This is a genomic window from Blautia sp. LMAG:89 (genome assembly GCF_008679485.1).
Taxonomy (GTDB): Bacteria; Bacillota; Clostridia; order Lachnospirales; family Lachnospiraceae; genus Blautia_A; species Blautia_A fusiformis.
This window is the reverse complement of the sequence record NZ_NANC01000004.1, coordinates 200,492-226,463: the sequence shown is the minus strand read 5'-3', so window position 1 is coordinate 226,463 and position 25,972 is coordinate 200,492. Positions and strand designations below refer to the sequence as shown.

The window sequence follows — 25,972 nt, the reverse complement described above, 5'->3', positions numbered from 1 at the left end:
TCAGATGAAAGAGATAGCAGAAAAATTTCAGAAATTTGGTGTGGTTCCGGTTGTAGTGCTGGAAGATACAAAAGATGCAGTACCGCTGGCGAAGGCTCTGGTTGAGGGCGGCCTTCCATGTGCAGAGGTGACATTCCGCACAGAAGCAGCAGAAGAGTCTATCCGTCTCATGGCAGAGCAGTTCCCGGAAATGCTTGTGGGAGCAGGTACCGTACTTACAACAGAACAGGTAGACGCGGCTGTTGGCGCCGGAGCAAAATTTATCGTAAGCCCGGGCTTTGATCCTAAGATCGTAGACTATTGTCTGGAAAAAGACATTCCTGTTTTCCCGGGATGTATCACACCATCTGAGGTTGCACAGGCAGTGAAAAGAGGTCTTAAGGTAGTAAAATTCTTCCCGGCAGAACCGGCAGGCGGAATTTCAATGATCAAGGCTATGGCAGCTCCTTATACAGGAATCCGTTTTATGCCTACCGGCGGGATCAATGCGAAAAACCTTGAGGACTATCTTTCCTGTGACAAAATCCTCTGCTGCGGCGGAAGCTGGATGGTAAAAGGAGATCTTGTGAAGGCAGGAGAATTTGACAAAATAAGAGAACTGACAGCAGAAGCAAAAAAGCTTGCGGATTCCATAAGAAAGTAATCAAACTTAATACACATATTCAATAAAAAAAGCAGAACCCTGCACAACCAGGCAGAGTTCTGCTTTTTTGTCAATTATTGTGAAAATAGATCAATGAAGCAGGATCCGCAGAAGCTTTTTCCGGTTCAACTGCCAGATCAGCGGCAGAATCTGCAGAAGGTTTCTGAAGATCCATTCGGTAAAGATATAAGATTCCACCGAAGAAACCGGGAATCAGTCCGGCGTATCCACCGGCACATAAGATCACAGTCAGCTTCACCATCAGTTCTGTCTGAAGTCCCAGACAAACAAGTAATCCGGCAAGAATTCCGGCTACACTCCATCCAGCTGTCAAAAGTGTAAGAAAAACAGCTGGCGCAGGGGCCTTTTTTTTATTTTGATCTAAGTGATTCCATAGTGTTTTATACATAATCCGTTCCTCCTGTTTTGATGGAATTATACTTCTGCTGTTGTCAGCAACAGTCAGCCATAATATTGATTTCCTTTATCTGTCTGTATTATAGAAAAGAAATGTAAAATACAAATGCGCAGGAATGAAAAATCTTTGTAAAATATAAGTAGAAATTGCATTTTGAATTGAGAACCGATATACTTATAAATATAGTTATTGATAATATTCGATCACAGCCGAAAACATTTTTCTACAGCTGTGATACGTGAGTGAGAGAATTAAAAGGGGGCAGATAAAAGCCCCCTGAAATCATATAGAGAGTAAAGAGGAGGGGTGGAAATGGAGCATACGGAAGAATATGTGAAGCTGGAGAATGTATCCAAAATCTATGGCTCAAAAGAAGTGAAGATCATAGCTGTGGATGAGATCAGTTTCCGGATAAAAAAAGGAGAATTTGTGGTTGTGGTAGGACCAAGCGGTGCCGGAAAGACAACGGTGCTGAATATCCTGGGCGGAATGGATAAGGCCACATCCGGCAATGTCTGGATCGATGGAAAAAATATTGCAAAATATACAGACCGGCAGCTGACCGGATACCGGCGGGAGGATATTGGATTTGTATTCCAGTTTTATAATCTGGTGCCAAATCTGACTGCATTGGAGAATGTGGAGCTTGCTCTTCAGATCTGTAAGGATCCTCTGGATGCCAGGACAGTTCTGGAGGAAGTGGGTCTGAAGGAGAGACTGACTAATTTTCCGGCACAGTTATCCGGCGGTGAGCAGCAGAGAGTTTCCATAGCCAGAGCTCTGGCGAAGAATCCAAAGCTTTTGCTCTGTGATGAACCTACAGGAGCGTTGGATTATCAGACCGGCAAGGCAATCCTGAAGCTCCTTCAGGATACCAGCAGGGAACGTGGCATGACGGTTATTGTCATTACTCACAACTCTGCACTGACACCTATGGCCGACCGTGTGATCAAGATCAAAAACGGCAAGGTTTCCAGGATGACCGAAAATGCACATCCCACACCAGTGGAAGAGATTGAATGGTAGGTGACGGAATGAAAGCATTACACAAAGATTTCTGGATGGAGATCCGGAAAAGCAAAGCACGTTTTATCTCGATCTTTCTGATCGTGGCACTGGGCGTTGCATTTTTTTCCGGGATCCAGGCGTCTTCTCCGGATATGAGATATTCCGGAGATGCCTATTATGAAGCGGCAAAGCTGATGGATCTGAAGATCCAGGGAACACTGGGACTGACTGAGTGTGATGTAAAAGCGGTATCAGACATTGACGGTGTGGAACTGGCTGAGGGCGGTTACTCTACGGATGTTATGAGTGGAGAGGACGATGCCAGGAAGGTTCTTCATCTGGAATCCATCAGCAGCAATTTTAATCTGCTCACAGCAGATGAAGGAAGGATACCGGAAAAAAGCGGCGAGATTTTTCTGGACAAGCCATTTGCAAAGAATCGGGGGTATAAAATCGGGGATACCATATCTGTCAGTGAGGATGGAGACAGTGAGCTTCTGAAAAAAACAACCTATACAGTTGTGGGAATCGGAAGCAGCCCTCTTTATATTTCGTTTAACAGAGGAAATACGACTCTTGGATCCGGTGAGGTCAGCGGTTTCGGGTACATTCTTCCTGAGGATTTTGAGCAGGAAGCTTTTACCCAGATCTATGTTATGGTTCATGAATCCGGGGATGTGATCAGCTATACCGATGCTTACGACAATCTTATCAGGAAAATACAGAAGCGTGTGGAAGGCATTGAAAAAGAACAGTGCAGCCTGCGCTACGAGGAGATCGTCGCAGAAGCCAATGAAAAACTGGATGATGCCAGAAAAGAGCTTGAGGACGGAAAGAAGGAATCAGAGGAAAAACTTGGAAACGCGAAGAAAAAGCTGGATGATGGGCAGAAGAAGTATGAGGATGGAAAAAAAGAGTACGAAGATGGAAAACAGCAGCTCAGCGATGCAAAAAAAGAACTGACCGACGGAAAACAGCAGCTTGCTGACGGAAGAAAGCAGATCGAAGATGGATGGTCTCAGCTTAACAGCGCAAAACAGCAGTTGGAAGACGGTCTGTCCCAGTTAAATGCTGCCAGATCCCAGCTTGCCGACTCCGAAGCACAGATAAATGGGAAGCAGTCAGAGCTGACTGCCGGATATGAACAGCTGACTGCCGCAAAACAGCAGGTAAGTGACGGTGAGGCTCAGCTCCGGGAAGCGGAGAAAACACTGGAAAGCAAGCAGGCTGAGATTGACAGTGGAAGAGAACAGCTGGAAACGGGAAAGAATACGATCAAAGAAACAAAGGCTGCTCTCACCAGTCAGAAAGAACAGTGTGAGGCAGGACTTGTACAGGTTTCCGAGGGAGAATCCCAGATCAGTTCCGGTGAAGAAGCCCTTTCCGGGCAGCAGGCACAGCTGGATGAACTGACCAGTCAGAAAGAGGCATTAAGCAGTCAGGCGGCGGAGCTGCAAGCGCAGTATGACGCCGGTGCGGAAGCAGGAAAAACTGAGGAAGAGCTGGCGGAGCTTTCCACGCAGATCCAGACATTAAATAGTCAGATCAGTGCAATGGAAGAACAGATAAATGCCGGTCAGGCACAGATCGACGGGGCACGGTCAGAGCTTACTGCAAAAAAATCAGAGCTGGCCCGGACAAGAGCTGAACTGGAGAGCAGCCTGGATCAGATCAATGAGGGCTTCAGCCAGATCAAAGAACAGGAAGAAACACTTTCCGGGACAGAGGCACAGCTGAACGAAGGCCAGGAAGAACTGGATAAAGGGAAAAAAGAGCTGGAAACAAAGAAAGCAGAGCTTTCAGCGGCAAAAGAAGAAATTGCGGCAAACCAGGCAACTCTGGATGATGGCCAGAGTCAACTGGATTCGGCCAGAGCCCAGCTCAGCGCAGGGCGGCAGCAGCTGGAAGAAAAACAGGCCCAGTTAAATGCCGGTCAGGCAGAAATCCAGGCCAATACAGAAAAGCTTACCAGCAGTCAGGCAGAACTGGATGCAAATGAACAGAAGCTCCTGGATGGTGAAAAAGAGATCCGGGAAAATGAACAGAAATTAAAAGACGCCAAAAAAGACCTGGAGGACGCCAAAAAGAAGCTTTCCGATGGAAAGAAAGAATATCAGGATGGCAAAAAAGAGGCCGATGACAAAATTGCGGAAGCCCAGCAGAAGATCGAGGATGCCCAGAAAGAGGTGGATGATATTGAAACACCGGAATGGATCATCTCAGACCGCAATGACCTTCCGGAATATTCGGATTTTGGTGATAACGCAGAGCGACTGAAAAACATCGGAAAGGTTTTCCCGATGATATTCTTCCTTGTAGCGGCTCTGATCAGTCTTACCACGATGACACGAATGGTGGAGGAACAGCGAACCCAGATCGGAACCATGAAAGCGCTGGGATACGGAAAAGCATCCATTGCATCCAAGTATCTCAGCTACGCATTTCTGGCTACAGCAGGCGGAAGCGTCGTAGGAGTACTTTTCGGAGAAAAGGTTCTTCCGTTTATCATTATCCAGGCGTATGGAATCATGTACTGGAATATTGGCGATCACATGCAGTTGGATTATGAGTTACAATATGCACTGATCGCTTCCGGGGCAGCGGTGATCTGTACTATGGGCGCTACACTGTTTTCCTGCGCAAAAACCCTGGCAGAAACACCAGCATCTCTGATGCGTCCGCCTGCACCGAAAGAAGGAAAACGGATCCTTATTGAACGGATCAGCTTTATCTGGAAGCATCTGAGCTTTTCCTGGAAATCGTCCATGCGAAATCTTTTCCGTTATAAAAAGCGTCTTTTTATGACCATTTTCGGAATTGCAGGAAGCATGGGACTGATGCTTGTAGGATTCGGACTTTATGACTCCATTATGGATATTGCGATTCTCCAATATGACCAGATCCAGCACTATGATGCCATGGTGATCAATGATGAGGATGCCACAGACAGCCAGGAAAAGGATCTTCTGAAATTTCTGGACGGAAACAGCGAGATCGATCACTATACCCGTGTGCAGCTCACCAAGATGACGGCACCAAAAGAAAAGGGAAGTGTCAGTATCTATGTGTATGTTCCGGAAAATACGGAAAATTTTAAAGAGGATGTAACATTGCGTGACAGAAAGTCCCACGAGCAGTATGAGCTTACCGATGATGGAGCGGTGATCTGTGAAAAAACGGCTTCTCTTATCGGTGTGAAAGCAGGAGACAAGATCATCCTGGAGAAAGACAACAGGAAGTATAAAGTAAAGATCACTGCTGTCACAGAGAACTATATGGGACATTACGTTTACATGACCCCATCCTGCTATGAAAAAACATTCGAAGAGAAACCGGAGTATTCAAGTACAGTATATACTATGAAAGAGGATGCAGAGAGTGATCTGGAAACTCTTGGAAATGCGATCCTGAAATATCCGGCGGCTTTAAGTATCAGCTATACAAGCAGCACAGCAGGTCAGGTAGAGCGAATGCTGGGATCCCTCGGAGCGGTGATCTGGGTCCTGATCATTTCTGCCGGAATGCTGGCATTTGTGGTACTGTATAATCTGAACAACATCAATATCACAGAGCGCCAGAGAGAGCTTGCAACATTGAAGGTCCTGGGATTTTATGATGGCGAGGTTTCCCAGTATGTATTCCGGGAAAATATCCTGCTGTCCTTCATAGGGATCCTGGCAGGCGCAGTGTTCGGAATCCTCCTTCACCGGTATGTGATCACAACCGTTGAGGTAGATGCGGTGATGTTCGGAAGAAATATCAAGCCAATAAGCTTTGTTTACAGTGGAATCATTACCTTTGGGTTCTCCATGTTTGTAAATATGGTGATGCATTTTAAGCTGAAAAAGATCAATATGGTAGAGTCACTGAAGAGCGTGGAATAAAATAATGAAATGCCAGAAAGATCTTCGTATCCGGAAATATGTGAAATCCCAGGAAAAGCAGGCCTCTGTCTTGACAAAAAAAGAAAATTTCATTATAGTAGGAACATGGCAAAGGTGTTGAATAAGAGGAGTATGCAGATCTACGCTGACAGAGAGAAATGCACAGACGCAAGAGAAGCGCAGGCTGAAAGGCATTTTCAGATGGAGGACTGCAGAAGGTAGCTTAGGAGCCGGGAAACTGAAAGCAGAAATGCAGAACAGATGCAGATGCTGCTGTGTAGGTTTTCACGTACCCCGCGTTAAGGGACAAGAGATAGACGGGAATAACAGATGTTTTTTCCGGATAATGAAGGTGGTACCGCGAGAATGATCGCCCTTCGCACATTAGTTATTGGCTTTTGTGTGGAGGGCGTGTTTTTTCTTGCAGAAAACAGGAGCATTTTAAGGTTCCGATAATCAGAAAGATTCAGGAGGAAAACATGAGCAAAGAACTTGCAAAGACTTATGATCCCAAGGGTATTGAGGATCGTCTGTACAAAAAATGGATGGATAACGGATACTTCCATGCAAAAGTTAATCCGGACAAAAAACCTTTTACAATTGTAATGCCGCCGCCCAATGTAACCGGACAGCTGCATATGGGACATGCACTGGATGAGACCATGCAGGATATCCTGATCCGTTTCAAAAGAATGCAGGGCTATGAGGCTCTCTGGCAGCCGGGAACTGACCATGCAGCCATCGCTACAGAGGTTAAGGTAACAGAGAAGCTTCGTAAGGAAGGGATTGATAAGAACGAGATCGGCCGTGACGAATTTATGAAACATGCCTGGGCATGGAAAGAGGAGTACGGCGGAAAGATCATCAATCAGCTGAAAAAGCTGGGAGCATCTGCAGACTGGGAGCGTGAGCGCTTTACCATGGATGAGGGCTGTTCCAAGGCTGTTCAGGAAGTATTTATCCGTCTTTATGAGAAAGGCTATATCTACAAAGGCTCCAGGATCATCAACTGGTGTCCAGTATGCCAGACCTCTATTTCTGATGCAGAGGTTGTACATGAGGACCAGGACGGATTTTTCTGGCACATCAATTATCCTATCGTAGGTGAGGAAGGACGTTTTGTTGAGATCGCGACCACTCGTCCGGAGACACTTCTCGGCGATACAGCAGTTGCTGTAAACCCGGAGGATGAAAGATATAAAGACCTTGTAGGAAAGATGCTGAAGCTTCCTCTTACAGACAGAGAGATCCCGGTTATTGCCGATGAGTATGTTGACAAGGAATTCGGAACAGGCTGCGTTAAGATCACACCGGCACACGACCCCAACGACTTTGAGGTTGGACGCCGTCATAACCTTGAGGAGATCAACATCTTAAATGATGATGCCACCATCAACAGCCTTGGCGGAAAATATGCAGGTATGGACCGTTACGAGGCACGTAAGGCCATGGTAGAGGACCTGAAGGAGCAGGGACTTCTTGTAAAGGTTGTTCCGCACAGCCACAGTGTTGGTACCCATGACCGCTGCGGTACAACGGTAGAGCCGATGATCAAACCACAGTGGTTTGTAAAAATGGACGAAATGGCAAAAGCTGCTATCAAAACTCTGGACGACGGAAACCTTCAGTTTGTTCCGGCACGTTTTGACAAGACTTACCTGCACTGGCTGGAGAATATCCGTGACTGGTGTATTTCCCGTCAGCTTTGGTGGGGACACAGGATCCCGGCTTATTACTGCGATGAGTGCGGTGAGATGGTGGTTGGAAGAGAGATGCCGGAAAAATGCCCGAAATGCGGATGCACACATATGCATCAGGATGAGGACACTTTGGATACCTGGTTCAGTTCCGCACTGTGGCCGTTCTCCACACTTGGATGGCCGGATAAGACACCGGAGCTTGAGTATTTCTATCCTACAGATGTTCTGGTAACCGGATATGATATCATCTTCTTCTGGGTTATCCGTATGGTATTCTCCGCACTGGAGCAGACCGGTGAGACACCGTTCCACCATGTACTGATCCACGGTCTGGTACGTGACTCACAGGGACGTAAGATGAGTAAGTCTCTTGGAAACGGTATCGATCCGCTGGAGGTTATCGACAAATACGGCGCAGATGCCCTTCGTCTGACACTGATGACAGGTAATGCACCTGGAAATGATATGCGTTTCTACTGGGAGCGTGTAGAATCCAGCCGTAACTTTGCAAATAAGATCTGGAATGCTTCCCGTTTCATTATGATGAACCTGGAGGGCAAGACAGTAACAGCGCCGGAAGACCTGAACGCACTGTGCAACGAGGATAAATGGATCCTTTCCAGACTGAACACAGTGATCCGTGATGTTACTGAGAATATGGATAAATATGAGCTTGGAATTGCCGTACAGAAGGTCTATGATTTCCTGTGGGATGAGCTCTGTGACTGGTATATCGAGATGGCAAAGGTAAGACTGTGGAAGGCAGAGGAAAACCCGGCAGCAGCAAACGATGCACTGTGGACACTCCGCACTGCGCTGACACAGGGACTGAAGCTTCTTCATCCGTTCATGCCGTTTATTACAGAAGAGATCTACTGCACACTGCTTCCGGAGGAAGAGTCCATCATGATCTCCGACTGGCCGGTATACAGAGACGAGATGGATTTTGCAGATGCTGAGAAAGCAGTTTCAAGCTTCCAGGAGGTTGTACGTGGAATCCGTAACACCAGAAACGAGATGAACGTACCGCAGAACAGAAAGACCAATATCTATATCGTAGGCAAGGATGCAGAGTGCTGTGCACGTTTTGAGTCCTGCAAGAAATCCTTTACAAACCTTGCGTTTGCAAAAGAGATCCACGTACAGCAGGATAAGAACGGAATCGGTGAGGATGCGGTATCCATCGTTGTGGCAGACGGTGTGGTTTATCTGCCGCTGGAGGATCTGATCGACCGTGAAAAAGAGATCGAACGTCTCACAAAAGAGCAGGAGCGACTTACAAAAGAAATCGCACGCTGCGAGGGAATGCTGAACAATCCGAATTTTGTGAACAAGGCACCTGCAGCCAAGGTAGAGGCAGAGAAGGAGAAACTTGAGAAATACAAAGAGATGAAAGAGAAAGTGAACCTGCAGTTAACACAGATGGTGAAATAACGAAGGAGTGTTTTAATGAAGTGGTGTAACTTTTTCAATAAGATTTCGCTGATACTTCAGGCTCTGGGCTGTGCAGTCCTGTATTTTGTGATCGAGGCCATATGCAGGCACTCGTTCACAGAGGCGTGGACCTACATGACCACAAGGCCGCTTGTATTTGCTTATAATGCAGCGTTTATCTTTACGACGATGCTGATTGTTTATCTCTTCCGAAAGAGAATTTTCTGGCGTATATTTGTGGGCAGCTTATGGCTGTTTCTGGGAATCGTAAACGGTGTGCTTCTTCTCAACCGTGTCACACCGTTTACAGGCCCGGATGTGAAGAATCTGACAGATGGACTCAGTATTGCAAAAAAATATCTGACCCATACCCAGATGACCATAGGTGCAGTTCTTCTGGGGATTGCAGTTCTGATTCTTCTGATCATCCTGATAAGATCGCCGAAGTACAGAGGCAAGCTGAAATATAAGGTAAATATTCCGCTGGTCCTGGTCGGGGTCCTTGCCTTTGGAGGAATCACACAGCTTGCTCTGGAAAAAAGAGTTCTTTCCAATTATTTTGGAAATATTGCCATAGCTTATGAGGATTACGGATATCCTTACTGTCTGGCAACGACGATCTTTAATACCGGAATCAGTGCCCCGAGAGACTATTCCAAAGGCGAGATCAAAAGGATCGAGAAGTCGGAAGAAAATCTTCCGGAAACGAAAGAAGGCAGTCATCCGAATATTCTGTTTTTACAGCTGGAGTCCTTTTTTGATCCTACGCTGGTAAATTATCTGGAGCTGTCAGAAGATCCTATTCCGAATTTCAGAAAGCTGATGAAGGAGTATTCCTCCGGATATTATAAGGTACCTTCCGTAGGAGCCGGAACCGCAAATACTGAGTTTGAATCCATTACCGGAATGAGCCTTCATTATTTTGGACCGGGAGAGTATCCTTACAAGAGTATCCTTAAGGAAACTACATGTGAGAGCGCACCGTATGTTCTGAAGAATCTGGGCTATACTGCCCATGCAGTACATAACAATGAGGCGAATTTCTACGGAAGAAGAAGTATTTTTCCGAATCTGGGATTTGATACCTTCACTTCGGCAGAGTATATGAAGGATGAAAACCAGAAGAACTCGTTGGGCTGGACCAAGGACAGTGTCCTCACCGATGAGATCGTCAAGTGTCTGGATTCTACAGAAGGGCCTGATTATGTATATACTATTTCCGTACAGGGACATGGAGATTATCCTTCAGAACCGGTACTGGAAAATCCGGAGATCACAGTTTCCGGGGCACCTACTGACGAGCTGAACAATAAGTGGGAGTATTATGTAAATCAGATTCACGAGATGGATAATTTTGTCAAGGAGCTTACTGATAAGCTGGAAGATTATCCGGAGGATGTGGTGCTTGTCATGTATGGTGATCACCTTCCAACCATGGGACTGACCGTGGAGGATGTGGAGAATAAATATCTGTTCCAGACAGAGTATGTGATGTGGGATAATTTCGGACTTAAGAAAAAGAAAGAAAATCTTGCGGCATACCAGATGGCAGCAGAGGTTATGGACCGTGTAGGTATCCATGAGGGAAATGTTTTCAAGTATCATCAGGCAAGAAGAAATACCAAAAATTATCAGGTGGATCTGGAGACCCTGCAGTACGATCTTCTCTACGGAAAACAGTATACATATGACGGAGAGAATCCTTTTGAGCGGACAAAGATGCGTATGGGGATCTATGATACCACGCTGGATTCCATTCAGGTTGTGTCTGAGACGGATCACACCTATTATATCCAGGGAACAAACTTTACGCCGTCCAGCCAGGTGAAGATCAACGGAGAATGGTACGATACGGTTTACGTGAATCCTACCAAGCTGATCATTACCGGAAAGGAACTGGATGATTTTGACCGGCTCTCGGTAGTACAGCGAAGCAACAGTTCCACAAGAAAGGCCATGACAAAGAGCCATGACCGGGCGGTCTATGCGCTGCTCGCTGACAGCAAGTGGAAGCTTGACAGTGAAAAGAGCAGTTCTGATACAGGGTCAATGGAGGAAACGGATACAGCGTCAGAAACGGAATCCACAGAAGATTCCGGTGAAGAAAACAGTACAGACAACCAGTAAATGGCATAGAAAAGATACTCCGATACAAAAAATGTCGGATAAAATATTACGATTAGGACTGGACATCTTCCACCACTATTATATAATGGTATCGTAACGAACAGGAGGGGAGAAGCTTTTCTCCCCAAAAGTTCTTTACGAATACATTATAGATAAGTGATGGTTTTTTTTATGAATTACGAAGAAGCAGTTGCGTATATTGAAGATATACCGAGATTTACTACTAAGAACAGCCTGGACCATACCAGAGAATGCTTAAGAAGACTTGGAGATCCGCAGAGGAAATTCCGTGTGATCCATGTAGCAGGAACCAACGGAAAGGGAAGTACCTGTGCTTTTATCACATCGGTCCTTCGGGAAGCAGGATATTCCTGCGGACTTTTTACATCTCCTCATCTGGTGGAGATCAACGAGCGTTTTCAGATCAACGAGGAAGTGATCGATGACGATACTTTCCTTCGTGCTTTTGAAAAAGTTAAAAAGCTTTCCGATGAGCTGGTTGCGGAGGGAAGCTATCATCCCACCTATTTTGAGACACTCCTTCTGATGGGAATGGTGATCTTTGCAGAAGCCGGCGTGGACTATGTAACACTGGAGACCGGTCTTGGCGGACGTCTGGATGCAACCACTGCTGTGGAGAATCCGGCAGCCTGTGTGATCACATCCATCAGCCTCGATCATATGCAGTATCTTGGAAATACAGTTTCCGAGATCGCAGGAGAGAAGGCAGGGATCATGGTGCCGGGTGTTCCGGTGATCTACGATGGAAATGATCCGGATGCGGCCGGAGTGATGCGTGAGCATGCAGAGAAGCTGGGATGTCCATATTATGAGCTGAAACGGGAAGACACAGAGATCCATAAGATCACAAAGGACGGAATCCGGTTTTCTCTTAAGGACGAGACATATGGCGATACCGTATTTGATATACCGTTTATCGCCCGTTATCAGGTTATGAATGCAGCTCTTGCGGTGAAAACCATTCAGGTACTGGAAGATCAGATTCCGGTATCTCTGGAGGCTCTGAAGGCTGGTATGGCAAAAACACGCTGGCAGGGAAGGATGGAAACGGTTCTTCCGGGTGTGATCGTGGATGGCGCACATAACGAAGACGGTGTTGAGAAGTTTGTAGAGACAGCAGAACATTTCCAGAAGGAATTTCCTCTGACTCTGCTGTTTTCCGCAGTGGATGACAAGGACTATACGGATATGATCCGCACGATCTGTAGCAGGATCCGTTTTCGACATGTGATCGTCACACAGGTAGGTGGATACCGTAAAGTTCCGGTAGAAGAGCTTGCGGAGATCTTCCGTGAAGACGGAGTACCGGAAGTGGAAGCAATAGAGGATGTTCCAGCAGCTTTTGAACGGGCAGTAAAGGAAAAAGGTGAGGATGGAATGCTGTTCTGTGTAGGATCCCTTTATCTGGTCGGTGAGATCAAGGCTGTGATCAGGAGGAAAAAATTATGATCGATTACGAAGAGGAACTGAAGAAATTTGAACCATGTCTGGATGTGGCAGATGTAGAAGGTGTCATTTATGACCGGGAGATCACAGATATCATGGATGTACTCCAGGAGATGCTGCGTGAGGTCAAGAGCAACAGACGTGTAAGATAAGGAGAAGTGGATGAACTGCATAAACTGTGGAGCGTTCCTGACGGATACAGATCTGGATTATTGTCCGCACTGTGGAGCCAATGTACTGATCCAGAAGAAGGTGGATTATCTTTCCAAGCTTTATTATAATCAGGGGCTGGAAAAAGCCAGCATCCGGGATCTGTCCGGGGCGATCAGCTGTCTGAAGCAAAGTCTTGCTTATGACAAACGGAATATCCGTGCAAGAAATCTTCTTGGTCTTGTATATTTTGAGACCGGTGAGGTGGTTGCCGCACTGAGTGAGTGGGTCATCAGCAAGAATATCCAGAAGAACCGAAATCTGGCTTCAGAATATATTGCCAGGCTTCAGGCAAACCAGAACAAACTGGAAACAATCAACGAAAGCATCAAGAAATATAACAATGCCCTCGCCATGTGCAGGGAAGGCCATGAGGATATGGCGGCCATCCGCCTGAAAAAGATCCTGTCCCAGAATCCCAAGCTGATCAAGGGGTATCATCTTCTTGCTCTGATCCAGATGAAGAATCAGGAGTGGAATAAGGCGAGAAGAACCTTGAAAAAAGCAGCCAGGATCGACAAGACCAATACCACTACACTTCGTTTCCTGCGTGAAGTTGACGAGCAGACGGGTGTTACCACAAAGATGGAAAAACGGCGTAAGGGCTTGTTTGGAAATGAAAAAAATGAGAATGATAATATTTCAGGAGAAATCGTTGTAAGGCCGTCGTCTTATAAAGAAAGATCAAAGATATCACTTTTCTTTACCACGGTACTTGGATTTGCGGCAGGGGCGGCAGCATTCTGGCTCCTTGTACTGCCGGCTGTGAAACAGGATATTTACAGGCAGGCCAATCAGCAGATCATACAGTACAGTGATTCTCTTTCCAGCCAGAGCGTGGAGCTTACCAAAGCTCAGGGAGAAGCTGCCCAGTCCAGTGATACGGCAGATGCAGTTGCCAAGCAGGCAGAGGAAGAGCAGAAACGCAGTCAGAGCTATGAGGCTTTGTTTAATGCATATACTGCCATGCAGCAGGAGGATCTGGATACAGCGGCGCTGGAACTACAGAAGGTATATGTGGATACACTGTCAGATTCTGCAAAGGGGATTTACAGTACTATCAGCGGAAAGACCGGTGTAAGCGGGATTGAGAGCGGAGCTTCTGACGGAACGTCTAGTGCTGACAGTAGCACAGATGGAACAGCTGAAGCTGGAGCGGATGCCGCAGCTTCGGATGGAGAAGATACACAGAGCTCTGACGGAGATTCCGGAGAAGACAGCAGCTACAGTGACGGAGGATATGAGGATTCCTCTTACGATGGAGGTTATACAGAATAAAAAATATCATAATTCATACAGAGGAGAAACCTCGGATAAGGGGAATGTGCGTTGGCGCATTCCTCTTTTTTTACCCTTTGGTCATGAGAAATGGAATAAAAAATCAAAAATGGGGGAATGATAGAATGACATCAGGTTTTGAAAAATCCGGAACCGTGCTGACTGTACATCTTCCGGCGGAACTGGATCATCCGGCTTCTGATGAGATCCGGAGAGATTCAGACCGGATTATTGGACATAACTATATAAAAAATATGATTTTTGATTTCTCAGAGACCGTTTTTATGGACAGTTCCGGGATCGGTCTGCTGATGGGTAGGTACCGGGCACTTGGCATGAGGGGGAAATGTGTGCAGGTTGTCAATGTGAACAGTCATATTGCAAAGCTTTTACGGCTATCCGGAGTGGGAAAATATATTGAAATCTGTGGAATTAAAAAATCGGCAGGTGAACAGGAGGGTGTTTATGATGGAAAACACAAATGAAATGACGATCATTTTTGACAGCAGACCGGTAAATGAAGCACTGGCAAGAGTTGCTGTGGCTTCATTCTGCACACAGCTGAATCCTACGCTGGAGGAAATTTCGGATCTGAAGACCGCAGTATCGGAGGCAGTGACCAACTGCATCATACACGGGTATGAAGGGGAGATACATAAGATCCGGGTAGAATGTCGTCTCCGGGGGCAGGAGCTTCAGGTAGATGTGACAGATCACGGAGCCGGGATCCCGGATATCAAAAAAGCCATGGAGCCTCTGTTTACCACAAAGGCTGATAAAGACCGCTCCGGTATGGGGTTTACATTCATGGAGGCGTTTATGGATGAGCTTCAGGTGGAATCGGAGGTTGGCCGTGGAACTACAGTGCACATGAAAAAGATCATCAGGAGGTAACTATGGATCGTACTCTTGTCCTCATCGGGCGTGCACACCAGGGGGATAAAGCGGCAAGAGATCTTTTGTTTGAGGAAAATACAGGACTGATATACAGTGTGGCAAAGCGTTTTCTGGGACGAGGGGTGGAGATGGAGGATCTGTTCCAGATCGGCAGCATCGGACTTCTGAAAGCTGTGGATAAGTTTGACATGTCCTATGATGTGAAATTTTCCACCTATGCCGTTCCCATGATCATCGGAGAGATCAAACGTTATCTCAGGGACGACGGGATACTGAAGGTAAGCCGTTCTCTGAAGGAAAACCATTACAGGATCTATCAGGTGAGAGAAGCACTGACACGCCGGCTGGAGCGGGAACCTACGACGGGAGAAATGGCAGAGGAAATGGGAATTTCCATAGAAGAACTGGTAATGACCATGGAATCCGGTGCAGAGGTGGAATCTCTTCACAAAACGATCTATCAGGGTGAGGGAACGGAGATTTCTCTGATGGACAAGCTTCCGGAAAAAGAAAACCGGCAGGAAAAAGTACTGGACAGGATTTTTCTGGAAGAGATACTGGGAACTCTGGAGGCAAAGGAGCGGAGGCTGATCTATATGCGGTATTTTCAGAACATGACCCAGATGGAGATCGCCCATGAGCTTGGCGTATCCCAGGTACAGGTATCCAGAATGGAAAAGAGGATCCTGCGCAGTCTGCAGGAATCCGCAGAGAAAAAATAAAAGAGAGCCATGAGAAATGCTGCTGTTTTCTCATGGCTCCTTTTTGTGGGCAGCAGATTTAGTCAGACTGCTGCTTTTTTATGAAAAAGTACATTTTTGTATTTGGAAAGTGCTCCAAGAAGGATCATACCGATCACACCGGCTGAGATAAATTCGCCGGCTCCTACTGTGAGCATCATAAACGGGATAGGAAGGTTAATGCCATATCCGTAACGAAGCACAAGAGGAACGATCACAATGTTGGAAACGATCGGCGGGATTGGGGCTGTCCATTTGCCTGTATTGCGAAGCTTGTAGGTAAAGAATGCACCGATAAGTGTGGCAATGCTTCCGAAAATGATGTCAACCGGAATCGCACCGCCAAGAAGATTGGCGATGATACATCCCACGAACAGTCCCGGGATGGCAGCCGGTGTGAAGAACGGAAGCACGGTCAGCGCCTCGGAAAACCGGATCTGAACTTCACCGAAGCTAAGTGGCGCGAATACCAGTGTCAGGACAACATATACAGCTGCAATGGCAGCTCCCTGTACCAGAAAATGAGTACCTTTGTTTTTCATGTTTTTTATTCTCCTTTAGTTTTGTTTTACGAGTGGAAGGTCACGAACACTCGGCACATTTATAGGCGGTGACCGCCTTGTAAGCCCTGTACGACCTTGGTTTTTGCGGGCTTTTGCAGCGAAACTGAGTATAGCATAAGGGGCGTGGAAATGCAAGGTACGATCCTGACTATTTGATAACCCTGGCCTGTGTGGACAGACCCTGGCTCTGAAGCAGCTTTTTGTAAGAGGAAAGCCTGCTTGCCGGAACTTTTACGGTCAGTTTTTTGTAATTATTCTGACCTGCTCTTGTGAAGATATATTTACCTGAGCTTTTGGAAGTAAGACGTCCTGTCTGTATGGTGACAGAGGTAAGGGCCTTACAGTCACAGAAAGCTTTCGTGCCGATCACAGAAACTCGGGAACCGATTTTTACAGTACGAAGACTTGTGCATCCCTGGAAGGCTCCGGCACCTATGCTTGTGATATTTCCTGAAATCGTTACCTGTTTCAGGTTTTTACAGTTTTTGAAGGCATTGGCTGCAATGGCTGTGACTTTGTAGGTTTTTCCATTAGCTTTGACAGTGGCCGGAATCTTTGCAGTGACAGTATTGCGTGAACGCGGTCCCTTCAGTGCTACGGAAGTCCCGGTGGCGTTGACTGTGTAGACATTATAAGCATCCCGGAATGTTTTTGCAGTCTGTGGCTTTGGTGTGGCTGCAGGAGTGATCTGGAAATTTAAGGTGATGGTTCCGTAGAAATGGTAATCACCGATGATCTTCAGGGTAGCAGTTCCTGCTTTTTTATTGTTCTGGTATGTCACATGATAATCATTGATGCCAGAAAGCTTTGCTTTTCCAAGAGTTACGGTTGGAACGGGCCTTATGTCAGAGCCTGTATAGGTATATGTTTTTTTGATCCCTGTTACAGCTGCATCGGAAATATTGCATGCATAGCTGATATTGTTTTTCTTGGCATATGTAACTGCGTAAGAGCCGTACGGAGCATGGATCTTGCAAAAATATGCATGAGAGTTGACATACCCGTAGCCGCCCCACACAGCATCCGTTCCAATGCTTTTAACAGTATCAGGTATGTTGATCCTGGATAGCTTGTCACAGTAGGCGAAAGCTTCTTTTCCGATCTTTGTGACCCCTTTCTGGATGTCCACTTCTTTCAGCTCAGGAAGATAAACAAAGGCCCTTTCGGAAATACTTGTGATCCCGGGCTTTATTATTACCTTTCTGATCTGGTTTTTGATAGCTTTCCAGGAGGAATCGCTGTAGAAGGTAAACCAGCCTTTTGTTGAAGAGACCGGGTATCGGTGGTTTTCCTCTGTGGAAATAGAAAGTGGTCCGTAGCCGGAGATCGTAAGGATACCGTTTTTGAAATTCCAGGTTGCGTTGTCACCTGCGATATGGTAAGTTTTTTTGTCAGCTTTTCCGTTGTCGGAATTAATGGAATAAAAGTTCAGGGTGTTGGAGTTTGAAGCATAATAAACGACCCTGGAATCCTTTACCACAGGCTGACAGTCAGAAATCGGAGCAGCTGTTGTAAACTCTTTGCTGAGACTCTTTCCCTTTCCGTCCACAAAAAGATAATGAAGGGTGCTGGAAGAGAGCGGATCGTTAGCGGAAGAGTTTTTCTTGTTATCGTCGGAGACGTATTCTTCCCAGGAAATCATAAAACGGTTGTCATTTATTTTGGTGATCTTTACGCCCGCAAAGCTTTTTCCTCCGCCTGTAAAGTTGGTAAGCTTCCTGGTAGTGGTTGCTTTTTCGGAAAAGTCAGACATTGGTGTGACGGATAGATAAAGGTTATGAGGCGTGTTTTCAGATACCTTATCATATTTGGACTGATCGATGGAAGTGCCAACGCATAATACACTGTCAGAGGAAACAGCCATGCCGTCAACGCTTGCGTAGCAGGCCAGTGCCCACACAGAAGTATGTGAGCCTCCGTATGGCAAAAGCTCTATGGTGGTGCAGGCAAGTGTAGTGCTGTCGTATCTGGAAAGCTTTGTACATCGTGAACCCTCACTCTGCTCCAGTACGTAGAGATAAGAACCTTGTGATTTGATATACTGTGCAAAGGAATGCCACAGATCGCAGGAAACGATCTTTCCTTTCATGGTTGCCTGGTCGATCTCGGCCATAAGGAAGCCCTGATGTCCCTGACCGACAGAGGAATCCACATATCCTTCGTGACCGGTAACAACATAGAGCTTGCCGTTGCTTTCTGTCATTTCCACACAGCCATAGTCAAAGGGCGTGCGGACCTCACCGCCAAAAAGCTCCGGGTTACTGGTAATTGCTGCTGCACCGTTCCGGTTCCAGTTTGTATCGTAGCGGATAACGCGGATGACCTCAGCGGAATCGTTTTCTTTGTTGTTTGTCTGGCCTTCTACCAGATAATATCCGTCAGATCCGGCATAAAAGCCACCCCATAGTGGGAGCTCCATGTTGATCTTGCGCTTGCTTCTGATCTTCAGATCATTATCGTAATATTCAACGCCGACAGAATTTTTCTGGTGGAAGACCCTCATGTATCCGCCGGAAACAGGAATAAGATCAGAGGTACGGCGTAACCTGACATTGAGATTGTCCTGTGCGGTTGGCGTAAGAGAGCCTGCCCGGGCTGTCTGTGGAAACAGGATCAGACAGAAGCAAAGACAGCAGAACAGAAATAGCAGAGATGTTAATTTTTTTAGCTTTTTCATAAGTTTCTCCTTTGTATGTGTTTTTAGATGATCTCCTGTTTAGATTATAATTCATGGGACAGAATTTACAATACAAAATCGGGAGTTATGGAACTCCCGATCCTCAGGATTTCTGTAAATTCTGTTCACAAAAACATCTTGAGGAAATACTGCCGGTGGGCAGTAACATCAGCAGCAGGAACCTTATGGAAACAGGGGCTTTTTTCTTGACAGTTTTTTGTGATATTGATAAAATATATTACAGTATATAGGTTAAAGGGGCATTGGTTTTGATCTAAATCGATGTCTCTTTATTTTATGTATCACACATATTACACCAGGGAGGTAGAAAGATGTTAAAAGTATGGATCGCAGGTGCCAACGGACAGATCGGACGGGCACTGAATGATGTTCTGGATCCAATGCAGATCGAGACTCTGAACACAGATCTTGATGAGCTGGATATCACAGACACAGATGAAGTGATCAACTTCGGTTCCATTAACCGTCCGGATGTGATCATCAACTGCACCGGTATCACAGATACCGATGAGTGTGAGAAGAATCCGGAACATGCATACCGTGTCAACGCACTGGGAGCAAGAAACTTAAGCATCGTGGCAAGAAAATGCGGGGCAAAGATCGTCCAGCTTTCCACAGATGATGTTTTCGACGGAAAGAGCAAAAAACCGTATACAGAGTTTGACGATACCAATCCGCTGACTGTTTACGGCCGTTCCAAGAGAGCCGGAGAGAACTATGTAAAAGAGTTTACACACAAACATTTCATTATCCGAAGCAACTGGGTATACGGAAAAGGCGGAAACAATTTTGTAAACCGTGTGCTGGAGACAGCAGAAAAAGGCCAGGCACTTTCCGTTGCTTCTGATCAGTTCGGATCACCGACCAGTGCCAAGGATCTGGCAAGAATGATCCTGTATCTTATCGATACCAACGAATATGGAACTTATCACGTAACCTGCAGCGGTGTATGCAACCGTTATGAGTTTGCAACAGAGATCCTTCGCCTTGCAGGAAAAGAAATCGAACTGAGATCCGTGCCGACAGAGGAGTCAGATCTTTCTTCTGTCAGACCGCCTTATGCCGTTCTTGATAATTTTATCCTCCGTATCATTGAAGTGTATGATATGCCAGACTGGAAAGCATCATTGAAAGAATATATGGATGAAAGAACGGAGGATTAGGATGAAAGAGAAAAATATAAAAGAGAAAACACAGCAGAAAAAGAAAATGGGCCTTACCACGAAGATCTTTGTGGCGCTGATCGCAGGTGCGATACTGGGAATCATTCTCTGTTACCTGGTTCCTGACAGCAGCTTCAAGAAAGATGTGATCGTGGAGGGAATCCTTTATGTGATCGGACAGGGATTTATCCGTCTGATGAAAATGCTGGTTGTACCGTTGGTATTCTGTTCCCTTGTTTGCGGAAGTATGTCCATCGGTGATACCAAGAAGCTTGGAACCGTAGGTGTGAGAACACTGGTATTTTATCTGGCGACTACAGCTCTGGCTGTTTCGGTTGCTCTGACGGTAGGTAATCTGATCAATCCGGGTGTGGGACTTGATATGAGCTCTATTCAGTCCTCCGCTTCCTCTGTGGAGACTATGGAGGCGACCTCTCTTACGGATACCATCCTGAATATCATTCCGGACAATCCGATCAATTCCCTGGCAAGCGGAACCATGCTTCAGGTTATCGTATTTGCCCTGATCGTGGGTGTGATCCTTGCGAAAATGGGAGAGCGTGCAGAGGCAGTAGCGAACTTTTTCAGCCAGTTCAATGACATCATGATGGAGATGACCATGATGATCATGGCACTTGCACCGATCGGTGTATTCTGCCTTATCAGCAGAACCTTTGCAAACATCGGTTTCAGCGCGTTTATCCCGCTGGCAAAATATATGATCGGTGTTCTCCTTGCACTGGCAATCCAGTGCTTCGGCGTATACCAGATCCTGCTGAAGATCTTCACAGGACTGAATCCGATAAAATTCATCAAGAAATTTTTCCCGGTTATGGCATTTGCATTCTCAACAGCTACATCCAATGCCACGATCCCGATGTCCATTGATACCCTGTCCAAAAAAGTGGGTGTTTCCAAGAAGATTTCTTCATTCACCATTCCTCTTGGAGCTACCATCAACATGGACGGTACCTCTATCATGCAGGGTGTTGCCGTAGTATTTGCGGCACAGGCCTTCGGTATCCACTTAAGTCCGATGGATTATCTGACAGTTATCGGAACTGCAACCCTTGCTTCCGTAGGAACTGCCGGTGTACCAAGTGTTGGTCTTGTTACCCTGACCATGGTATTTAATTCTGTAGGACTTCCGGTTGAGGCAATTGGTCTGATCATGGGTATTGACCGTATCCTGGATATGACCAGAACAGCGGTTAACATTACCGGTGATGCAGTCTGCACAACCATCGTTGCACACCAGAACCGTGCACTGGATAAAAACGTGTTCAACGAATCAAACTAAATATCCGGTTCAAAAAAAGATCCGACTCTGTCGGGTGAGAAAAAAACGAAAAACGGCTGTACATATCGTAAGAGCGATATGTGCGGCCGTTTTTTTTCTGGATCAAGTAAGTCCCCTGCTTATTCTTGTTCCAGAACACCCATGACAGAGGGCAGTTCCAGCTGCTGATAGGTGTGAAGGATCTTTTCCAGCTCAAAGATGGCAGGGGTAAGAAACTTATTCTTGTGATAGACCAGCTTGAATTTCCGGTTCCATTCCCCTGCTTCGTTGCAGAAGACCCGGACTGAACGGTGACGGATCTCATGATGCATAAGACGGATGGACATAACAGAGAGCATCTGGTTATACAGCACTGCGTTCAGCAGTGCCTGCGGACTGTTGGCTTCCCAGGCAGTCCGGATCTTCAGATCATGGCGAAGGGTGTAATCTTCAAAAAGCTGTCTGGTACCGCTTCCATATTCCCGGACTGCAAATTTCTGGTTGTTCAGCTCCTGGTCATGGATGCGTCCTCTGCGGTAAAACGGATGCTTTTTTCCGGCGGCAAGGACCAGGCAGTCGTCGATGATGGGAAGAACGACAAGGTCCGGGGAATGGATCTCACCTTCTACCACAGCAGCGTCCAGCTCAGAACGCAGAAGCTTCTGTTCGATATTTTGCGTGTTGGTGACAAAGGAGTAAACGTCAAGGTCCGGGATTTTTTTCTGCAGATCCAGGATAATGGATGGGGTCAGGCAGGTTCCCACAGTGAGGGTGGAGCCAAGCTTCAGGGTGGAAGACTGTCCCTGGTTCTGCATCAGCTCTTCCAGCTGCTGAAACTGGCGGATCATTTCACGGGCATGGGGAAGAAGAATCTTTCCCCGTTCTGTGAGATAAAGCTTTTTTCCAAGACGTTCAAAGAGAAGGCCGTTATAATGAGCTTCCAGCTCACGGATGGCCTGACTGACTGTTGGCTGGGAAAGATAAAGATGTTTGGCAGCAGCACTCATGGAGCCCTGTTCCGCAACGGCCGCAAAAACAGTGAGATGGCGGATGGTCATATGGAATCTCCTTTTATTGTAAATTGGTATATAGGTAAAACCTATCATTTTTATAAAATAATATCATTTCTCAAATACATCTTCAAGTGGTATAGTAGGAAGTACGTGAAAACGATTTCAACATTGCAAAATACAGGGCAACGATACCGTGGGAAAGTATCGGAATGCCGGTGAGACCAGGAGGAGGAAATATGTCAGCATTAACTGTAAGCAAAGAGGAAGAGAAAAGACTGAAGGGGCAGGGGTTTTTAAATAACCGGGGAACCGATGAATTTTCTGCACGGGTGATCACTGTAAACGGAAAGGTGACAGCGGCACAGCACAGATGTATGGCGGAAGCAGCAGAGAAATTCGGCAACGGAAATCTTACCTACACGACCAGGCTCTCCGTGGAGATCCAGGGAATCCCCTATGAAAAGATCGAAGAGTTTCAGGAATTTATTGCGAAGGAAGGTCTGGAGACAGGAGGAACAGGAGCAAAGGTCCGACCGGTAGTATCCTGCAAGGGAACCACCTGTCAGTATGGACTTCTGGATTCCTATGCAATTTCAGAAGAGATTTTCCAGAGATTCTATAAAGGCTACCGTCAGGTTGCACTGCCGCATAAATTTAAGATCGCAGTAGGCGGATGCCCGAATAACTGTGTGAAACCAAATCTGAACGATGTGGGGATCATCGGACAGAGAATCCCACATTTTGATATTGAAGCCTGCAAAGGATGTAAGAAATGTGCCATTGAAGCAGCATGTCCGAATAAAGTTGCAAAGGTCGTTGACGGGAAACTGCACATTGATGAGGAGCTTTGCAGACACTGCGGAAGGTGTGTGGGAAAATGTCCATTCCATTCCATCCCGGACGGTACCTACGGATTCAAGATCTATATCGGTGGACGCTGGGGAAAGAAAATTTCTCATGGAAAGGCCCTGAACCGGATCTTTACGTCAGAGGAAGAGGCACTGGATGTTATTGAGAAGGCAATCCTGCTTTTTAAGGACCAGGGATTAAAGGGAGAACGTTTTGCCGAGACTATAGAACGAATTGGATTCGAAAATGCAGAAAAACAATTATTGGAAAAAAATCTTCTGGAAAGAAAAATGGAAATTTTGTCCAAATAGAGATATAAAAAAACTTCCTATTATATAATCTGTCTGAAACTGAAAAAATGCGAACAATAATATAAAAAAATTTTATTTCATTTATATAAAATTTTATTATATCACAATATTAACAAAAAACTAAGTGAAAATTCTATTTGAAATATGCAAAATAATGTGATAAAGTATTAACAATACATGAACGGAGGTAAAAAGAGTGGAAAACTACATGTATTTGGTGCCGGTGGCAGCAGTACTGGCACTTTTGTTCGCAGCATACCTTGCAGCGAAGGTCAGCAAGCAGGATGCAGGAACAGACAGAATGAAGGAGATCGCAGGTGCGATCGCAGAAGGTGCCCGCGCCTTCTTAACAGCAGAGTACAAGATCCTGGTTATTTTTGTAGCCGTACTTTTTGTACTGATCGGAATCGGAGTTGGAAGCTGGGTAACAGCAATCTGCTTCGTAGTAGGTGCTCTGTTTTCAACAATCGCAGGATACTGCGGTATGACCGTTGCAACAAAGGCTAATGTAAGAACAGCAAATGCAGCAAAAGAGGGAGGAATGAACAAGGCTCTTTCCATTGCATTCTCCGGCGGTGCTGTTATGGGTATGTGTGTTGCAGGTCTTGGCGCGCTGGGTGTCAGCGTTGTGTATATCATCACAAAGAACGTTGACGTACTTTCTGGATTCAGCCTTGGTGCTTCTTCCATCGCACTGTTTGCACGTGTTGGTGGTGGAATCTATACAAAGGCAGCTGACGTAGGAGCTGACCTTGTAGGTAAGGTTGAGGCAGGAATCCCGGAGGATGACCCTCGTAACCCGGCTGTTATCGCGGATAACGTAGGTGATAACGTAGGTGATGTTGCCGGTATGGGTGCAGACCTTTTTGAGTCCTATGTAGGATCTCTGGTATCTGCCCTTACACTTGGTGCGGTAGCCGGAGCAGTTTCCGGTGTTCTCTATCCGCTGGCTATTGCAGGCTGTGGACTGATCGCATCCATCATTGCAACATTCTTTGTAAAAGGTGATGATAATTCCAATCCGCAGAAAGCCCTCACAAGAGGAAGCTATGTATCTGCAGCACTTGTTATCATCGTGTCCCTGATCCTCAGCAAGACTCTCTTCGGAGACATGAAGGCAGCCATTGCTGTGATCGCAGGTCTTGTTGTCGGTGTCATCATCGGAAACATTACAGAGTATTACACATCTGCAGATTATAAACCGGTTCAGGGAATCGGCGAGCAGTCTGAGACAGGTGCAGCTACAACTATCATCAGTGGTATCGCAGTAGGTATGAAATCTACAGCATTCCCGATCCTGCTGATCTGTGTTGGTATTTTTGTAGCATACGGTGTGGATGGATTATACGGAATCGCTCTTGCAGCAGTTGGTATGCTTTCCACAACAGGAATCACAGTTGCCGTTGACGCGTATGGACCCATCGCTGACAATGCCGGTGGTATTGCAGAGATGTCAGGTCTGGATGAGTCAGTTCGTGAGATCACAGATAAGCTTGATTCTGTAGGTAACACAACAGCAGCTATGGGTAAAGGCTTCGCGATCGGTTCCGCAGCTCTTACAGCGCTTGCTCTGTTTGTATCTTATGCGAATGCAGTAAATCTGGATGCGATCAATATCCTTGCTCCTCGTGTTACGATCGGTATCTTTATCGGTGGTATGCTTACATTCCTCTTCTCAGCCTTCACAATGGAATCCGTTTCCAAGGCTGCTTACAAGATGATCGAGGAAGTAAGACGCCAGTTCCGTGAGAAACCGGGTATCATGAAGGGTACCGAGAAACCGGATTACAAATCATGCGTTGCGATCTCCACAACAGCAGCTCTTCACGAGATGATGCTTCCTGGAATCATGGCGGTCGTTGTTCCGGTTATCGTAGGTGTTGTTCTTGGCGTTGAGGCTCTTGGAGGACTTCTTTCTGGTGCGCTTGTAACAGGTGTACTGATGGCAATCTTCATGTCCAACGCAGGTGGTGCATGGGATAATGCAAAAAAATACATCGAGACAGGTCATCATGGCGGAAAAGGCAGCGAGGCGCACAAAGCAGCCGTTGTCGGCGATACAGTCGGCGATCCGTTCAAAGATACATCAGGGCCTTCCATTAACATCCTGATCAAGCTTATGACTATTGTATCACTGGTATTTGCTCCTCTGTTCTTATCCATCGGAGGACTTCTGTAAATATCATTTCAGAAAAAAAGTAAACCCATATTATATAAAAAAAGCTCTTTGCAGAGAAATCTGCAGGGAGCTTTTTTTGTGCGACAGGCGGCGGAATTGTACGGATATGAG

The 25,972-nt window shown here is 46.2% G+C and carries 19 protein-coding genes; 15 read left to right on the top strand and 4 right to left on the bottom strand.

Annotated elements, in window-relative coordinates; genetic code table 11:
• The first annotated feature begins 4 nt into the window (after positions 1–4).
• The gene (locus CCC70_RS05120) at positions 5–643 is read left to right on the top strand and encodes a bifunctional 4-hydroxy-2-oxoglutarate aldolase/2-dehydro-3-deoxy-phosphogluconate aldolase (protein ID WP_021650734.1); all 639 of its coding nucleotides are present in this window, start codon (positions 5–7) and stop codon (positions 641–643) included.
• A 70-nt stretch (positions 644–713) separates the two neighbouring features.
• Here CCC70_RS05120 and CCC70_RS05115 read toward each other — a convergent pair whose 3' ends face one another.
• Positions 714–1,052, bottom strand: coding sequence for a hypothetical protein (locus CCC70_RS05115; RefSeq protein WP_186582114.1), 339 nt, complete (start codon positions 1,050–1,052; stop codon positions 714–716).
• A gap of 321 nt (positions 1,053–1,373) precedes the next feature.
• Between CCC70_RS05115 and CCC70_RS05110 the strand changes: the two genes are divergently transcribed.
• From CCC70_RS05110 to CCC70_RS05065, 10 genes are all read left to right on the top strand, one after another.
• A complete protein-coding gene (locus CCC70_RS05110; RefSeq protein ID WP_186582113.1) occupies positions 1,374–2,087 on the top strand; it encodes an ABC transporter ATP-binding protein in 714 nt (237 codons plus the stop codon).
• Between the two features lie 8 nt (positions 2,088–2,095).
• Positions 2,096–5,953 carry an FtsX-like permease family protein gene (locus tag CCC70_RS05105; RefSeq protein ID WP_287084384.1) on the top strand — a complete coding sequence of 1,286 codons (3,858 nt, stop codon included), beginning with the start codon at positions 2,096–2,098 and terminating at the stop codon, positions 5,951–5,953.
• 479 nt (positions 5,954–6,432) lie between these two features.
• Complete coding sequence (locus CCC70_RS05100) at positions 6,433–9,087, top strand: valine--tRNA ligase (protein ID WP_118752599.1); 2,655 nt, start codon at positions 6,433–6,435, stop codon at positions 9,085–9,087.
• A 15-nt stretch (positions 9,088–9,102) separates the two neighbouring features.
• Positions 9,103–11,214 (top strand): LTA synthase family protein, encoded by a 2,112-nt coding sequence (locus CCC70_RS05095; protein WP_287084383.1) that lies wholly within the window; start codon positions 9,103–9,105, stop codon positions 11,212–11,214.
• 171 nt (positions 11,215–11,385) lie between these two features.
• A complete protein-coding gene (locus CCC70_RS05090) occupies positions 11,386–12,684 on the top strand; it encodes a bifunctional folylpolyglutamate synthase/dihydrofolate synthase (protein ID WP_114002463.1) in 1,299 nt (432 codons plus the stop codon).
• On the top strand, positions 12,681–12,833 hold the full coding sequence (locus CCC70_RS05085; RefSeq protein ID WP_015526890.1) for a hypothetical protein: 153 nt from the start codon (positions 12,681–12,683) through the stop codon (positions 12,831–12,833). The genes CCC70_RS05090 and CCC70_RS05085 overlap by 4 nt, the downstream gene beginning before the upstream one ends.
• 10 nt (positions 12,834–12,843) lie before the next feature.
• On the top strand, positions 12,844–14,169 hold the full coding sequence (locus tag CCC70_RS05080; protein WP_287084382.1) for a hypothetical protein: 1,326 nt from the start codon (positions 12,844–12,846) through the stop codon (positions 14,167–14,169).
• 125 nt (positions 14,170–14,294) lie between these two features.
• Entirely contained in the window at positions 14,295–14,654 is a 360-nt protein-coding gene (locus tag CCC70_RS05075) for an anti-sigma factor antagonist (RefSeq protein WP_044961012.1), read from the top strand.
• Positions 14,638–15,063 carry an anti-sigma F factor gene (spoIIAB, locus tag CCC70_RS05070; RefSeq protein WP_015526893.1) on the top strand — a complete coding sequence of 142 codons (426 nt, stop codon included), beginning with the start codon at positions 14,638–14,640 and terminating at the stop codon, positions 15,061–15,063. The genes CCC70_RS05075 and spoIIAB overlap by 17 nt, the downstream gene beginning before the upstream one ends.
• Positions 15,064–15,065: 2 nt before the next feature.
• The gene (locus CCC70_RS05065) at positions 15,066–15,788 is read left to right on the top strand and encodes a SigF/SigG family RNA polymerase sporulation sigma factor (protein ID WP_021650746.1); all 723 of its coding nucleotides are present in this window, start codon (positions 15,066–15,068) and stop codon (positions 15,786–15,788) included.
• 62 nt (positions 15,789–15,850) lie between these two features.
• On the opposite strand, the gene CCC70_RS05060 is transcribed toward CCC70_RS05065, so the two are convergent.
• Positions 15,851–16,348 (bottom strand): QueT transporter family protein, encoded by a 498-nt coding sequence (locus CCC70_RS05060; protein ID WP_015526895.1) that lies wholly within the window; start codon positions 16,346–16,348, stop codon positions 15,851–15,853.
• 169 nt (positions 16,349–16,517) lie between these two features.
• Complete coding sequence (locus CCC70_RS05055) at positions 16,518–19,046, bottom strand: leucine-rich repeat domain-containing protein (RefSeq protein ID WP_287084381.1); 2,529 nt, start codon at positions 19,044–19,046, stop codon at positions 16,518–16,520.
• Positions 19,047–19,378: 332 nt separating this feature from the next.
• On the opposite strand from CCC70_RS05055, the gene rfbD reads away from it, so the two are divergent.
• Both rfbD and CCC70_RS05045 read left to right on the top strand, forming a co-directional pair.
• The gene (gene rfbD / locus CCC70_RS05050) at positions 19,379–20,230 is read left to right on the top strand and encodes a dTDP-4-dehydrorhamnose reductase (protein WP_186582084.1); all 852 of its coding nucleotides are present in this window, start codon (positions 19,379–19,381) and stop codon (positions 20,228–20,230) included.
• A gap of 1 nt (position 20,231) precedes the next feature.
• Entirely contained in the window at positions 20,232–21,530 is a 1,299-nt protein-coding gene (locus tag CCC70_RS05045) for a dicarboxylate/amino acid:cation symporter (protein ID WP_287084380.1), read from the top strand.
• A 119-nt stretch (positions 21,531–21,649) separates the two neighbouring features.
• On the opposite strand, the gene CCC70_RS05040 is transcribed toward CCC70_RS05045, so the two are convergent.
• Complete coding sequence (locus CCC70_RS05040; protein WP_173738842.1) at positions 21,650–22,567, bottom strand: LysR family transcriptional regulator; 918 nt, start codon at positions 22,565–22,567, stop codon at positions 21,650–21,652.
• Between the two features lie 191 nt (positions 22,568–22,758).
• On the opposite strand from CCC70_RS05040, the gene CCC70_RS05035 reads away from it, so the two are divergent.
• The gene (locus CCC70_RS05035) at positions 22,759–23,682 is read left to right on the top strand and encodes a 4Fe-4S binding protein (protein ID WP_278603799.1); all 924 of its coding nucleotides are present in this window, start codon (positions 22,759–22,761) and stop codon (positions 23,680–23,682) included.
• Between the two features lie 196 nt (positions 23,683–23,878).
• Positions 23,879–25,861, top strand: a complete 1,983-nt coding sequence (locus CCC70_RS05030) for a sodium-translocating pyrophosphatase (RefSeq protein ID WP_044961021.1) — start codon at positions 23,879–23,881, stop codon at positions 25,859–25,861.
• The last annotated feature ends 111 nt before the right edge of the window (positions 25,862–25,972 follow it).